The following is a 14,917-nucleotide window of genomic DNA, read 5'->3' on the forward strand; positions in this document are numbered from 1 at the left end:
ATGGCCGTCGATGCCCGCTCCAGGAGGGGAACCATCCGTGCAGGCCTGGATTCCGGCGCTGCAGGCCACGGCGGTCTGCCTGTCCACGCTGTGGCTGCTGCTGACCTTGTTCTCGCGGGAGCGCACGCCGCTGCGCTGGGTCTGGGCGCTGTTCTGCGCCTCGATCGCGATGGCGATGGCGCGCAGGCTCATCGGCCCGGACGTCGCAACCTGGTCGCTGCTGTTCGCGATCGGCGGCTGCGTGACCTGCAACGGCTACTGGCTGGTGGCGCGCGCGCTGTTCCGGACCGGACGGCCGTTCGGCGCGCCGCACCTGGCCTTCGCCGGCACGGTGGCGCTGCTGATCGTCCTCGCCCAGCTCGCGCGCGCCGGCGACGGCAGCTCGCCGCTGGCCACCGCCGCGGTGGGCGAGATGCTGGGCCTGCTCGGCTCCACGGTGCTGATGCTCACCCTGTGGGAGGGCCTGCGCGGCTGGCGTACCCACCGCGGCGTGGAACGCGGCATGCGCGCGCTGTTCGTCGCCAGCTACGGCGGCTGCGTGCTGGTCGTCAGCCTGGGCACGGCGATGTTCGACCCGCAAGGCACCGGCGCCTGGCAGGCCGGTGGCGATCCGGTGGCGGCGGTGCTGATCCTGCTGGTCAGCCAGGGCCTGGTGGCGTGGCGCCTGCGGCACCCGCTCGAAGATCTCGCAGCGCGGGCCGATGACGAAAAACCGAACGTGGTCCCGTCCGCACAGGCGCCGCCGGCCGGCTTTCGCGACGCCGAGCCGACCGCGGTCCGCGCAGAGGACCGCGCGCTCGCCCGCACGCTCGAACAGCACATGCGCAGCGAACGCCCCTGGCTGCGCACCGACCTCAAGCTCGGCCACCTCGCCCAGGCGCTGGACGTGGGCGAGTACCGCATCAGCCGCGCCATCCACGACGTGCTCGGGCACCGCAACGTCGCCCACTACGTCAACCGCTACCGGCTCGACCATGCCCGCGCGATGTTGGGTGATCCCGACTGCGATGGCTGGTCGACCCTGGTCGTGGGCCTGGAAAGCGGGTTCGGCTCGCTCGGCGCGTTCCACCGCGCGTTCAAGGCCGCGGAAGGCTGCACGCCAGGCGAATACCGCAGCGCACGGCCCGCTCCCGATGATGTCGCGGGCCGACAGCCCGCCTGAGGTCCGGCACGACACTGGCTCCCCGCTTTCGCGGGGACGACGGCGAGGGGCTGAGCCTTGCTCGAGTAAATATCCCGGCAAAGCCGGGGGCTTTAAAGGGGTGAGCCCCTCAAAGGAGCCAATCGAAGCATGCGTCGCTTGAAAACGGCATGCACTTCCCTTCTCCCTCCGGGAGAAGGTGCCCGAAGGGCGGATGAGGGCACGGCGAAGACCGGACAACTGAACCATCGTGGCTTCGCCGTACCCTCACCCCAACCCCTCTCCCAGTGGGAGAGGGGCTTCAAAGCCGACCGCCGGAAAGGTCGAACCATCGACGGCATGCACTTCCCTTCTCCCTCCGGGAGAAGGTGCCCGAAGGGCGGATGAGGGCACGGCGAAGACCGGACAACTGAACCATCGTGGCTTCGCCGTCCCCTCACCCCAACCCCTCTCCCAGTGGGAGAGGGGCTTCAAAGCCGACCGCCGGAAAGGTCGAACCATCGACAGTCCCCCGGCAAAGACCGGGGTTTCCCCCAACGAATGATTGCGAAACAGCGCGTTCGGGCGACCACACTTCGTCAAGGCCCCCGGCCTCGCCGGGAGATGCTCATTCCCGCCACCACGCCGTCGTCGGCTGCGGCGCGGCCAGGTCGACGCGTTCGCCCATGCGCGGCGTGGCCAGCGTGAGGCCCTGGTCGGCGGCGAGCCTGCTGACGCGTTCGAACGGGTCGTCCCAAGCGTGCATGGCCAGGTCGAAGGTGCCGTTGTGGATCGGCAGCAGCACGCGCCCGCGCAGGTCGGCATGCGCCTGCACGGTCTGTTCGGGCAGCATGTGCACGAAGGCCCACTTGCGGTCGTAGGCGCCGGTTTCCATCAGGGTCACGTCGAACGGGCCGAAGCGGCGGCCGATTTCGGCGAAGCCGTCGAAGTAGCCGGTGTCGCCGCTGAAGAACAGCCGCAGGCCGGCATCGCCTTCGCCGGTCGGCGGATCGAGCAGCACCCACGAGGTCCACAGCGTGCGGTCGCGATCGAACAGGCCGCGCCCGGAGAAATGCTGCGCCGGCGTCGAGACGATGCGCAGCCCGTCGAGTTCGGTCTCCTGCCACCAGTCGAACTGCCGCACCTTCGCCTCGGGCACGCCCCAGGCGACCAGGCGGTCGCCCACGCCCAGCGGCGCGAGGAACACCTCGGTCTTCGCGGCCAGCGCCACCACCGCATCGCGGTCGAGGTGGTCGTAGTGGTCGTGCGACAGCAGCACGCCGCGCAGCGGCGGCAGCTCGTCCAGCGCGATCGGCGGCGCGTGGAAGCGCTTCGGGCCCATCCATGCGAACGGCGAGGCGCGCTCGGCGAAGACCGGATCGGTGATCCAGAACCCGCCGCGCAGCTTGATCAGCAGGGTCGAATGCCCCAGCCGGAACAGGCTGCGATCCGGCGCCGCCTCCAGCGCCGCGCGGGTCAGCGGCAGCACCACCGGCGGCGTCGCCGGCACCGTGCTGGCAGGCTTGTTGAAGGTGAAGTCCCACAGCACCCGCGCCATGAAGGCCAGGCCATCGGGCGGGCGCGGCCTGGGGTTGCTGAAGCGGCCATCGGCGGCCTGCGGCGAGGCCGGATAGTCGGCCAGGGGCTGGTTGGTGCGGACGAACGACAGGCTGCAGGCACTCACGGCGAGGACTCCGAAGGCGAGGGTCAGGGCGATCAGGCGGCGCCCGCGGGTGCGGCGGCGCGTCGGGGAAGGGGCGGTCATGGCGGGATCCGGAAACTACACTGTGCAGTTTAATTACCAGATTCCGGAAAGTAAACTGCCCGGTGTAAACTTTGTCGTATGGCCTCCCGTCCCGCCCGCCCAGACGCCCCCACCCGCCTCACCGACCGCAAGCGCGCCGCGATCGTCGATGCCGCCGTGGCCGAGTTCCGCGCCGCCGGCTTCGAGGCCACCAGCATGGATCGCGTCGCCGCCCGCGCCGGCGTCTCCAAGCGCACGGTCTACAACCACTTCGCCAGCAAGGACGCGCTGTTCCTGCATATCGTCGACGCGATGATGGCCAGCGGCGGCGACGAGCAGGCCACGCCCTACCGCGCCGACGCCCCGCTGCGCGAACAACTGCTGGACCTGGTGGCTCGCAAGCTGCGCCTGCTGCACCAGCCCGACTTCGCCGACCTGGCCCGCGTGGCCATCGTCGCCGGCCTGCATTCTCCCGACCTCGCGCGCCAGCTGGTGGAACTGCTCGGCCAGCGCGAACACGCCATGACCGCCTGGGTGCGCGCCGCCGCCGCCGACGGCCGCCTGCGCACCGGCGATTCCGCCTTCGCCGCGATGCAGCTCGAATCGCTGGTCAAGGGCGTCGCGTTCTGGCCGCAGGTGGCGATGGGCCAGCCGCCGCTGACACAAGCGCAGCAGGCGGCCGTGGCCGAATCGGCGGTGGAGATGTTCCTGGCACGCTACGGCTGAAGCCGCGCCGCGCCGGCCCGCTCAGGCCTCCCGCGCCCGGGGTGAATCCGCATCCCGGTGCAGCCAGCGGTACAGGACCGGCAACACCAGCAGGGTGAGCAGGGTCGAGGAGAGGATGCCGCCGATCACGACGGTCGCCAGCGGCCGCTGCACCTCCGAACCGGCACCGACGTTGAACGCCATCGGTACGAATCCCAGCGACGCCACCAGCGCGGTCATCAGCACCGGCCGCAGCCGGGTCAGTGCGCCCTCCACCACCGCGATCTCCAGGCGATCGCCCTGCTCGCGCAGCCTGCGGATGAAGCTGATCATGACCAGCCCGTTGAGCACGGCCACGCCCGACAGGGCGATGAAGCCCACGCCCGCCGAGATCGACAGCGGAATGCCGCGCAGCGCGAGCGCCAGCACGCCTCCGGTCAACGCCAGCGGCACGCCGCTGAACACGATGGCCGCATCCCGGGCCGATCCGAAGACCATGAACAGCAGCCCGAAGATCAGCGCCAGCGTCACCGGCACCACCACCGCCAGGCGCCGGCTGGCCGAGATCAGCTGCTCGAAGGTGCCGCCGTACGCCACCCAGTACCCGGGCGGAATCTCCACCCCGCTCGCCACCCGCGCCTGCAGTTCCTCGACGAACCCGCCCAGGTCGCGGCCGCGGACGTTCGCGACCACCACCACCCGGCGCTTGCCGTTCTCGCGGTTGATCTGGCTGGGGCCCTCGACGATGTCGATTGCCGCCACCTCGCGCAGCGGCACGGTGCGCGGCGCGCCCACCCCGCCGACCGCAGGGTGGCCGGCCTCGTCGGCGCTGAAATCGGCCGGCAACGGGATCGGCAGGTCGGCCAGCGCCACCGGATCCTGCCGCAGCCGCTGCGGCAGCCGGACCACGATGTCGAAGCGGCGATCGCCCTCGTACAGCTGGCTGGCGACCTCGCCGCCCACCGCCGTGGCGACGGTCCGCTGGACGACGCCCGGATTCAGTCCGTAGCGGGCCAGCGCCACCCGGTCGGGCGTCACCGTCAGCAGCGGCAGGCCCGTGGTCTGTTCCAGCTTCACGTCGGCGGCACCGGCGATCGACCGGGCCACGTCGGCGACCTGTCCGCCCACGGCGACCAGCGTGTCGAGGTCGTCGCCGAAGACCTTGATCGCGACTTCCGCGCGCACGCCCGAGATCAGCTCGTTCATCCGCATCTGGATCGGCTGGGTGAACTCGTAGTTGTTGCCGGGCAATCCGCCCACCGCGGTCTCGATCTCCGCGATCAGCTGCGCGCGCGGCTTGCGCGGATCGGGCCAGTCGTCCCGCGGCTTCATGATCAGGAAGGTATCCGCCACCGACGGCGGCATCGGGTCGGAGGCCACTTCCGCGGTGCCGATCTTGCTGTAGACGCGTTCGACTTCCGGGAAACGGGAAATCCGCTCCTCGAGGGCGATCTGCATGCGCACCGACTGGTCCATCCCCGTCCCGGGGATGCGCAGCGCATGCAGGGCGATGTCGCCTTCGTCCAGGTCCGGGATGAACTCGGTGCCCAGGCGGGTGGCCAGCAGGCCGCAGGCCACCACCAGCGCCACCGCGCTTCCGAGCACGATGCCGCGATGGCGCAACGACCAGGCGAGTGCCGGCGCATAGCGGCGCTTGGTCCAGCGCATCAGCCGGTTCTCCTTCTCCTCGACGCGGCCGCCCAGGAACACCGCGACCGCGGCGGGAACGAAGGTCAGCGACAGCACCATGGCTCCGCTCAGCGCCAGCACCACGGTGATCGCCATCGGGTGGAACATCTTTCCCTCGATCCCGGTGAGCGCGAAGACCGGGAGGTAGACCGCAGTGATGATGCCCAGCCCGAACAGGCTCGGCCGGATCACCTCGGCGGTGGCGGATGCCGCCACGTCGTGGCGCTCCGCGTCGGTCATGGTCCGGCCCAGCGCGCGTTGCATCTCGCCGAAGCGGCGCAGGCAGTTCTCGATGATGATCACCGCCCCATCGACGATCAGGCCGAAATCCAGCGCGCCCAGGCTCATCAGGTTGCCCGACACGCCGGCGCGCACCATCCCGGACATGGTGAACAGCATCGCCAGCGGAATCACCGCCGCGGTGATCAGTGCCGCCCGGAAGTTGCCCAGCAACACGAACAGCACCACGACCACCAGCAGCGCGCCTTCGAGCAGGTTCCTGGAGACGGTGGCGATGGTGCGGTCGACGAGCGCGGTGCGGTCGTACACCGCGCTGGCGGTCACGCCCGGCGGCAGGCTGGCGGCGGCCTGCTCCAGACGGGCGGCCGCGGCCTGCGCCACGTCGCGGCTGTTGGAACCGACCAGCATCATCACCGTGCCCAGCACCACCTCGCGCCCGTTCTGGGTGGCGGCACCGCTGCGTAGCTCCGGCCCTTCGCCGACGCTGGCGACATCGCCCACGCGGATCGGCACGCCGCCGCGCCGGTCGAGCACGATCGCGCGGATCTCGTCCAGCCCGGACACCTGGCCCGGCACCCGCACCAACAGCTGCTGCCCGTTGCGCTCGATGTAGCCGGCGCCGACGTTCTCGTTGTTGGCGGCGACCGCAGCCACCACGTCGCCCAGGGTCAGGCCGAGCGCCACCAGCCTGGCCGGGTCCGGGGTGATGTGGATCTGCCGCTCGAACCCGCCGATGGTATTGACCTCGGTCACCCCCGGCGTGTCGCGAAGCTGCGGGCGGATCACCCAGTCCTGCAGGGTGCGCAGGTCGGTGGCGGTCCATGGCGTGCCGTCGTCCTTGCGTGCCGCCGGATCGGCTTCGACCGTGTACATGAAGATCTCGCCCAGGCCGGTGGCGATCGGCCCCATCGCGGGCTCGATGCCTGCGGGCAGCCGCGCGCCCACCTGCTGCAGCCGCTCGCCCACCAGCTGGCGGGCGAAGTAGAGGTCGGTGCCATCCTCGAACACCACGGTGACCTGCGACAGCCCGTAACGCGAGATCGAACGGGTGTAGTCGAGCCCCGGAAGGCCGGCGAGCGCGGTCTCGACCGGAAACGTCACCCGCTGCTCGGCCTCCTGCGGCGAGTAGCGCGGGGCTTCGGCGTTGATCTGCACCTGGACGTTGGTGATGTCGGGCGTGGCGTCGATCGGGAGCCGGGTGAAGCTCCAGATCCCCACGCCCACCAGCACCAGCGTCGAGGCCAGCATCCACCACCGCTGCGCGATGGCGAAGCGGATGATCGCTTCGAGTGCGCCGCGCCTGTCAGTGGTCATGCGAGGCCCCCGATTTCTCGATGTCGGCCTTCACCAGGTAACTCTGCTCGACCACGACCATCGCGCCGGCGTCCAGGCCCGACAGCACCTGCACCCGTTCGCCGTCGCGCTTGCCCAGTTCCAGCGGCCGGACCTCGTAGGTGTCGCCGACCCGCACGAACACCACGTCCCAGTCGCGGAACCGCTGCACGGCGGCCAGTGGCACCATCCGCTCGACCGGCTCGAGGTCCACCGTGATGCGCGCCGTCACCGCGCTGCCGGGCCGCCACGATCCATCGTCGTTGTCGAGGGTGGCGCGGGCCACGGTGCTCTGGCTGGCGGTCGCGGTGCCGGGCAGCACACGCTCCAGCGTCGTGGTGACGGTGGCGCCGTCGCTGAGCCGGGTGACCGCGACCGGCACCCCCGGCCGGATGTGCTGCGCGTCGGCGCCGAAGATGTGCAGGTCGACCCAGAGCGTCGACAGGTCCGCGATCTCGAACAGCCCCATGCCCTCCGTCGCCATGCCGCCGACGGTGCCGTTGCGCTGCGTGACCACCCCCGCGATCGGGCTGGCGACGGTGTACGTGCTCAGGCTGAGGTTGCTCTCGATCGTGGCCAGCGGCTCCCCGGCGCGCACCGCATCGCCCACGCTCGCCCGCAGGCTGCGGATCGGGCCGGGGAATCGCGCGGTCGCGCTGGCGACGCGGCCTTCGACCGGGGTCAGCAGCCCCTGGACTTCATGCTCGTCGGCGATGGTGCCCGGCCCGGCCGGCGCCACCCGGATGCCGGAGGCCTTCGCCACGTCCGCGGCGATCGTGGTGCGGCCTTCGTAGCTCGGGTAGCTCCAGCGCAGAGCCTCGCCGTCGATGTTGGCCCGCACCTCCACGTCGAACGAGTGCGGCTCGCCCACCACCGACGCGGCCATCAGGCTGCCGTCGGCCTGCGGTTCGAGCCGGTGGCGCTCGCGCACGCCTCCGAGGCGTTCGAGCTCGACCTGCATGCTGCCCGCGGTGGCCGGCAAGGGCTCGCCATCGCGATACAGCCAGGCCTTGTACTTCGGCGGGGCGCCGTCCTCGGCGATCGCCAGTTCCACCGCGAACCCGTCCTGCTCCAGCAGGCGTCCGCCGTGTTCCCCCGCCCGGGCGTGTTCGTCCGATGTGTGCGCCTCCTCGTCCGCATGGCCGTGGCCATCGCCGTCGCGGTGGCCGTCGCCGCATGCCGACAGGAACAGGGACAGCACAAGCATCCATCCAGCCAGCCGCGGCCGCGGTGCGGAAGCAGGGGTCATGGCGTGGCTCCTTGCGTCGACGGCGCCGGGCCGGCGAGGAACGCCTGGCCGGTCAGTCGCTGGATCTCGATGAGGGCGCGCTGCGCGTTGAGGGCCGCGTCGAGCTGCCGGCGCAGCGCCGCGGTGTGTTCGGCCTGCAGCGAGGCCCATTCCAGGTAGCTCGCCGCGCCGGCGCGGTAGGCCGTGGCCGCCGACGCCTGCGCGCGCGCGAGTCGCGGCAGGACGTCATCGCCGATGCGCGACACCTCCAGCTGCGCGACCCGGTAACGACCGTGCGCTTCGGCAAGCGTGGCGTACAGCGACAGCCCGGCGGCTTCGCGCTCGATCCCCAGCGCGGCCAGCTCGGCGCGCGCGGCGCGGATGCCCGGTTGCGCGCGTGCGGATGCGCCCAGCGGAACCGACACGCCCGCGACCAGGCCGAAGTCGTCGCTGGCCTGCAGGCGCCGCACGCCGAGCTGCCACTCGACATCCGCGCTGGCCTCGGCCTGCGCCAGCTGCATCCGTGCTTCGCCGATGCGCCGTGCATCGGCGAAACGCGCCAGTTCCGGCGTGCGCTCGAGCCATTGCGCGAGCTCCGCGAACTCCGCCACGTCGTCCAGGCGCAGGACATCGACGTCCGCGACGTCGAACGCGGGCGCCTGCTCGCCCCACATCGCCGCCAGGTGCTGGCGCGCGGCCAGCGCCTGCTGCTCCGCGCGCGCCTGGTCCAGCTCCGCGCCGGCCAGCGCCGCCTGCGCGGTGAGCACCACCGATTCCGGGGAAGCGCCGGCGCGGTGTCGCTGCCGGGCCGCATCGACCGTGCGCCGGCGCTGCGCGATGTCGATGCGGGCGATGCCGGCCTGCTGCCGCGCCACGACGACGGCCAGGTAGCGGCGCGCCACTTCGGCCAGCAGGTCCAGGCGGCGGGTTTCCCGCTCGATCGCCAGCGCATCGATCCGGCCCTGCGCCAGGATGCGCCGCGCGTCCAGCTTGCCGCCGCGCTCGAGCACGGAAGCCAGGCTCAGGGTGAGTTCGGCGTGGTCCACGCCGCTGGCGGCGCCGCTGCCGAAGGCGTTCTCGAGGGTGGCGCCGGCCACGTACGCCGGCCTCGCGGACGCGCGCTCGAGTTCGGCGTCCAGCGCCTCGCGCCGCGGACCGAACAGGCGAAGTTCGGGATGGGTGTCGGCGACGCGCGCGAACGCGTCGTCCAGGGTCAGGGGCTCGGCGGCCAACGCCGGCCAGGTCGCGGCGCAGGCCGCGACGCACACGGCCACGGCCGTGGATCGCAATCGCATGGGAGTGCTCCGATGAAGCGGACAGGACGGGAAGCTGGCCGTCTGGCCAGTCGGGCCTTACGCCTGGATCGGAGGTCGGAACGGGGGGCGCAGTTGCGGCGGCAGCGCGGGCGAGGCCATGGCCGTCAGCGGCCGCGCCCCGGACGCGGGCGACCAGTCAGCCCCCATGCGCGGCGGATCGAGGCCGGCGGCATGGCCGCAGCAGTGGGCGAAGTGGAGCAGGACATGCAGCGTGTCGGCGGGCGCGTCGCCCGCGGCTGCGGCTGCGTCGTCCTGGCCGGATGCGTGTTCGACATGGAGGGTGGACTGGTCGGCATGCGCGACCACGTCGTGCAGTTCGCCCACGGCCGCCAGGCCGCCCTGCACCGTCATGCACAGCGCGAGCAGCCCCAGCAGGGCTGCGCGGAGCGCACGGGCACGGACATGGCGGAGACGAGGGAAACGACCGGACATCGGCGCACCCTAGCGAACGCCGCGGCGGGTACACAATTTCATTGCCTCGAGCGCGTGCTCGCGGGCGCACGCACCTGCCGTCAGGATCCGCTCAGGGGCCGCACTGCCAGCGCCCGTCGAACGTGCGGCTGGCGCCATCGGCGCGCTGGTAGGTGAGCGTGGCCGGGCGCGGTGGCGATTCGCCACCGCCGGTCGCCGGGCCGGTCACGGCGATGACGATGGTCTTGCCCTGCCCGGTGAAGGTGGGATTCTCGAGGATGCCGTCGAAGCCGCCGGGTGCGCGGATCACTTCCACGTAGCCCGCGACCTTGACGATGCCCTGCGCCGGTTCCCCCGAGGCGACCATGCCGCGGGCGAGCAGGATCGGCGCCGCATCGTCGGCGGAGAAGCTGCAGGCGAGTTCACCGGAGAGGTCGGCGTCGGCGAGGTCCTGTTCGGTCAGCGCGTCGAGCCGGATTTCGGAGCCGTCGCCGCCGATCGTTTCGTCGCCGGGTGCAGTCGCGCCCGGTCCCTCCACAACCTCGACGGGCGCGGGCGCCGTGGTAGCCGGCGCCGTATCGCGCGACGCGTCCTGCGCCGGTTCCGGTGCCGGCGAACACGCCGCCAGCAGCGCGACCGTCAGCAAGGCGAGCGGAGCCGACGCAGGCGCGCGGTGCGAATGGGAACGAACGGAACTCCTGGAAAGCAGCATCGGGTGTCCTCGTGATGTCTTCGAAATGGCCGGGGGCGCCTTGCAACCCTGCGCCTCTGTCGACGACATGGTGGCGACGCGGGCCTTCGATCGAGGTGAAGACGGTTTGCGGCGCGGAGCTGCATCGATATGCGCGGCACGCAAGCAGACGCACCCCACGCGCCGCACGATCCGGCTTGCGCGCAACTGGATTGCGCTCGCGCGCAAGACAGCGCGGCTTGCGCGCGGGCAAGGACTAGTCGCGCGCCGCCGGATTCCGCTTGCGCGCCAGCAGATTGCACCCGCGCGTGGCTCTCCTTCACTCCGGGCGCAAACAGATTCCGTTTGCGCGCAACCGGGTCTTGCTTGCGTTCCACCGGATCCCACTTGCGCGCGAGCGAACTGCGTCCGCGCGTGACACTCGCCACTGCGGGCGCGAGCGGATTCCGCTTGCGCGTCGCCGGACTTGCTTTGCGCGCGACCGGAATCCGCTTGCGCGCAAGCCGCGACGGCCGGCGACCGGGGAAAAAGCGCTTGCGGTCGGGTCAGGCCCGCCCGGCGGTGAACCGCGGCCGCCCGCGCGACGCGGTGCGCGCGCTCACAGCCGCGCCGCCTGCACGTGCATCCAGTCGCGGCCGATGGCGCGGCCGAGCGAGATCCAGCCGTGCGCCTCCCAGATGTCGAAGAACTTTCTGTACTCGCGCCCGCAGAACAACGCCTGCGGACAGCGCGTGGTCAGGCCGTTCGGCCCGGCGAAGAAATCCCAGGCGCAGCCGTAGGCATGCATCGACCACGCCGAACCACCGCGCATGCGGCGCGGGTTGTAGGTGCCCGCGTTGCGGTCCAGTCCCAGGCGCCGCAGCTCGTCCAGGCCGTACTTGCGCAGGATTTCCTTCATCGCCGCGAGGGCACTCTCGGCGCAGCGCGCGTGCAGTTGCACCCGCGTCACCCGCCGGGACAGGTTCCAGTCCAGGCGCATCGGGAACGGCAGGTCGACCATCACCAGTTGCCGCTCCACCGCCGGCCCCGGCGCGCCGTAGTACCCGTTGCATCCGGACTGCTTCGGGAAGCCGCTGTCGACGGCCGGCCCTGTACGCGTGGTGTCCAGCACCAGGTCGCGGCCGTAGGCCTGGCGATGGTTCCACTGCAGCAGCGCGCCGGTGGTCTGGTTGCCGGCGTAGCCATCGATGACGCCGGGGTCGCAGCCGGCGTGCCTGAGCGCCAGCTGCGCGGCGCCGGCCGAGCGGCGCCTGGCCGACCACCTCGCGGGATCGGAGGTGCATTCGGCCGCATGCGCGGTCAGGATCGCATCGATGGCGGCAAGGCTTTTGGGGCCGATCTCGCCATCGATGGCGCCGGTGTAGTGGCCGGCGGCGGCGAGCAGGCGTTGCAGGTCGGTCGGCGTCATGATCGCGACTCCGGTAGGCCCCTGTGCCAGAAGCAACGCGGCGGCGGTGCCCGGGCGGACAACGGACCCCGAGCCACTTGGCGATGCCCTCCCCCGATCAGGCCCGGAACGGTTGCCGACCCCATGCTTCGCGCGTCGGATCGCAGTCGGCGCGCGCGTGCGTTTCCGGCACGCATCGCACGGGCCCAACGCGCCGGCCCGCCGCGTAGTCGCCGTGCCGGTCGCGGCCGCCGCAGCGGTTACGATGGCGCCCCCCGTCGACACCCCCCGCCCGTGCCGCACGCCACCGGACCCCTGCTGACCCGCGACGTCGCCGACGCGCTGTGCGCCGCGCGCGATGCCGGGGCCGGCATCTGGTCCGGTTCGCTGGACCTGGGGCGGACCACCACGCAGGCGACCCTCGCGCCGACGCACTGGCGCTGGCAGGACCGCGACTTCCCCTACCCCGAACGCCTCAAGGACCGCAGCATCCACTACTGGGATGGCGCAGCGTTCGTTCCCGCCTCGCGCTATGGCCGGGCGCTCTACAAGCTGGTGCCCACCTCCTGGGGCCCGCCGACCTTCGAGATCGACGGCATCAAGATGCTGCCGACCGCGAAGGTCTCGCCGTACGAGGACGCGCGCGGCAAGGTGGCGCTGGTCGCACCGCGCGGGCTTCGCGTGCTCGACACCTGCGGCGGGCTCGGCTATTTCGCCGCGTGCTGCCTGGAGGCCGGCGCGGCGGAGATTCTTTCGTTCGAGAAGAGCGAAGACGTGCTGTGGCTGCGCACGCTCAACCCCTGGTCGCCCGATCCGGACGCGCCCGCGCACGGCGGACGGCTGCGCCTGCGCCATGGCGACGTGGTGCAGGAAATCGAACGCCTGCCCGACGCCGGCTTCGACGCAATCCTGCACGACCCGCCCCGCTTCGGCATCGCCGGCGAACTCTATTCGCAGGCCTTCTACGACCAGCTTGCGCGCGTGCTGCGCAGGGGCGGCAGGCTGTTCCACTACACCGGCATGCCCAACAGGCTCACCAGCGGGCGCGACGTGCCGCGCGAGGTGTCGCGGCGGCTGGAGAAGGCCGGGTTCCAGGCACGGCTGGCGCTGGACGGGGCGCTGGCGCAGCGGCGCTGAACGCGCGCCGGATGCATCGACACTCCCCCTAGCCGCCCGTGTCGAACAGCGCGACCCGGCTCGCGCCGACGCCACGGCCAGTGTGCAGACCACGAGGACTGCACCCGACCCCCAGTGAGTATCTCCCGGCAAAGCCGTGGGCTTTAAAGGGGTGAGCCCCTCAAAGGGGCAATCAAACCATGCCTCGCTTGAAAACGGCATGCACTTCCCTTCTCCCTCCGGGAGAAGGTGCCCGAAGGGCGGATGAGGGCACGGCGAAGACCGGACAACTGAACCATCGCGGCTTCGCCGTACCCTCACCCCAACCCCTCTCCCAGTGGGAGAGGGGCTTCAAAGCCGACCGCCGGAAAGGTCGAACCATCGCCAGTCCCCCGGCAAAGCCGGGGGTTTCCCCAGAACGAATGACCCGTCTTCCGGCTACCGTGCAAGCGTCGCCGGCAGCGGCCTGCGCAGCAGGTAGTAATCGACGAGGCGATTGGCGGCAGGCGGATCCACGTTCGCCAGTCCCACCACCACGAGGCCTTGCGCCGGATAGACGCGCAGGTCGCCATTCATGCCCGGCGCGCCGCCGCCATGACCGAACATGCGCACGCCGTCCTGTTCGCGCGACATGAATCCGTAGCCGTACCACGGGGTCTGGTTGCGCGTGGCCTCGGCCAGCAGCTCCGGCGACAGCAACGTGCCCGCCAGCAGGGCGCGCGCGAACTTCAGCAGGTCGCCGGCGGTGCTGTAGCCGCCGCCAGCGGCGGTACCGCGATACGGCAAGGTGTCGGCCGCATCGGTCCAGGCGCCGTCCTTGCGCATGTAGGCGGTCGCGCGGCCCGGCACGGCCACGTCCTCGGGCAGCGATCCGCTGCCCTGCATCCCGGCAGGGGCGAACACGTGCGCGTCGACGTAGTCGTAGTACGACTGTCCGCTGGCCCGTTCGATGATCGCGCCGAGCAGCAGGAAGCCATAGTTCGAATAGCGCTGCTCGGCACCCGGCGGATGCGTTGGCGCGCGCGCACCGAACAGGCGCACGTAGTCGTCGTGCGTCTTCAGCGACAGCCGCTGCGCATCGAACTCCGGCCCGAAGAAATCGCCGGTGCCGCCCGAGTGCGTCAGCAACTGCCGGATCGTCACCTTCGCGATCTCCGCATTCGGATAACCCGGCAGGTATTCGCCCACCGTGCCGTCCAGCGACAGCTTGCCGGCCTGCACCAGTTGCAGCGTGGCGACGGCAGTGAACATCTTGTTCATCGATCCGATGCGGAACTTCGTGTCCAGCGTGATCGGCGCATCGGCAGGGGCGCCGGCGCGGTTCCATGCACGCTGCAGCAACACGTCATCGCCATCGGCGACCAGCAGCACACCGGAGAACGCGTCCTTCGCCGCCTGCGCATCGGCCTTCGCCACCAGTGCATCGATGGCGGCGGACGCCGTCATGCGCGCCACGCGCAGGTCCTCGGGCGGATCGATCGTGCGGATCTCCAGGCGCGCCGGCTCGCCCGGCGTCACCGTCATCTGCATGCGCGCGACCGTGTCGGATTCCATCTCCTGCAGCAGCGCGTAGGCCTTGCCGGGTTCCGAGGGCTCGTGCCGCACCAGCCGCAGCCCGCCCGTCTCGGCGTGGAACTCCAGCATCCGGTCCACGTCCATGTCCGGCTTCCAACGCTCGCGATAGGCCTCCAGCGGCGCGCGTTCGCCGGAGTTGAACGCCGCCAGCCAGGCGTCCAGCGCCTGCCGTGCGGGATCGACAGCCGATTCGGAGGCCGGCGCGGCAGTGGCGGTCGGCGCGGGGGGCGATTGCGCCAGCGAGGTGAGCGGCAGGCAACAGGCGAGGAGCAGGGCGAAGGCACGGGACATGGCGGCGGCTCTGGAGGGTTCGGTGGAAGCGGATGCGGCGATCATGACGCCGGTTGCAGCGGAAGTCGCCGA

General features: G+C 71.3%; 11 protein-coding genes. 3 read left to right on the forward strand and 8 right to left on the reverse strand.

Features of this window, described 5'->3' with window-relative positions; genetic code table 11:
• Positions 1-37: 37 nt before the first annotated feature.
• A complete protein-coding gene (locus tag FZO89_RS07695) occupies positions 38-1,162 on the forward strand; it encodes an AraC family transcriptional regulator (protein WP_187471079.1) in 1,125 nt (374 codons plus the stop codon).
• Between the two features lie 586 nt (positions 1,163-1,748).
• Here FZO89_RS07695 and FZO89_RS07700 read toward each other — a convergent pair.
• The gene (locus tag FZO89_RS07700) at positions 1,749-2,885 is read right to left on the reverse strand and encodes an MBL fold metallo-hydrolase (protein WP_149102701.1); all 1,137 of its coding nucleotides are present in this window, start codon (positions 2,883-2,885) and stop codon (positions 1,749-1,751) included.
• A 78-nt stretch (positions 2,886-2,963) separates the two neighbouring features.
• Between FZO89_RS07700 and FZO89_RS07705 the strand changes: the two genes are divergently transcribed.
• The gene (locus FZO89_RS07705; protein ID WP_149102702.1) at positions 2,964-3,590 is read left to right on the forward strand and encodes a TetR/AcrR family transcriptional regulator; all 627 of its coding nucleotides are present in this window, start codon (positions 2,964-2,966) and stop codon (positions 3,588-3,590) included.
• A gap of 21 nt (positions 3,591-3,611) precedes the next feature.
• Here the strand turns inward: FZO89_RS07705 and FZO89_RS07710 are convergent, their stop codons facing one another.
• The 6 genes from FZO89_RS07710 to FZO89_RS07735 form a co-directional block, all read right to left on the reverse strand.
• Entirely contained in the window at positions 3,612-6,812 is a 3,201-nt protein-coding gene (locus FZO89_RS07710; protein WP_149102703.1) for an efflux RND transporter permease subunit, read from the reverse strand.
• Positions 6,802-8,037: an efflux RND transporter periplasmic adaptor subunit gene (locus tag FZO89_RS07715; RefSeq protein WP_425480461.1), complete on the reverse strand. Its 1,236-nt coding sequence runs from the start codon at positions 8,035-8,037 to the stop codon at positions 6,802-6,804. The genes FZO89_RS07710 and FZO89_RS07715 overlap by 11 nt, the downstream gene beginning before the upstream one ends.
• Before the next feature lie 38 nt (positions 8,038-8,075).
• The gene (locus tag FZO89_RS07720; RefSeq protein ID WP_149102705.1) at positions 8,076-9,353 is read right to left on the reverse strand and encodes a TolC family protein; all 1,278 of its coding nucleotides are present in this window, start codon (positions 9,351-9,353) and stop codon (positions 8,076-8,078) included.
• 57 nt (positions 9,354-9,410) lie between these two features.
• On the reverse strand, positions 9,411-9,725 hold the full coding sequence (locus tag FZO89_RS07725; RefSeq protein ID WP_149102706.1) for a hypothetical protein: 315 nt from the start codon (positions 9,723-9,725) through the stop codon (positions 9,411-9,413).
• Between the two features lie 172 nt (positions 9,726-9,897).
• Positions 9,898-10,497, reverse strand: coding sequence for a hypothetical protein (locus FZO89_RS07730; protein ID WP_149102707.1), 600 nt, complete (start codon positions 10,495-10,497; stop codon positions 9,898-9,900).
• 577 nt (positions 10,498-11,074) lie between these two features.
• The gene (locus tag FZO89_RS07735; protein ID WP_149102708.1) at positions 11,075-11,884 is read right to left on the reverse strand and encodes a M15 family metallopeptidase domain-containing protein; all 810 of its coding nucleotides are present in this window, start codon (positions 11,882-11,884) and stop codon (positions 11,075-11,077) included.
• Between the two features lie 273 nt (positions 11,885-12,157).
• Between FZO89_RS07735 and FZO89_RS07740 the strand changes: the two genes are divergently transcribed.
• Positions 12,158-13,000: a class I SAM-dependent methyltransferase gene (locus FZO89_RS07740; protein WP_149102709.1), complete on the forward strand. Its 843-nt coding sequence runs from the start codon at positions 12,158-12,160 to the stop codon at positions 12,998-13,000.
• 417 nt (positions 13,001-13,417) lie between these two features.
• Here the strand turns inward: FZO89_RS07740 and FZO89_RS07745 are convergent, their stop codons facing one another.
• Positions 13,418-14,845, reverse strand: coding sequence for a serine hydrolase domain-containing protein (locus FZO89_RS07745; protein ID WP_187471080.1), 1,428 nt, complete (start codon positions 14,843-14,845; stop codon positions 13,418-13,420).
• Between the last annotated feature and the right edge of the window lie 72 nt (positions 14,846-14,917).

This window comes from Luteimonas viscosa (genome assembly GCF_008244685.1).
Classification (GTDB): Bacteria; Pseudomonadota; Gammaproteobacteria; order Xanthomonadales; family Xanthomonadaceae; genus Luteimonas; species Luteimonas viscosa.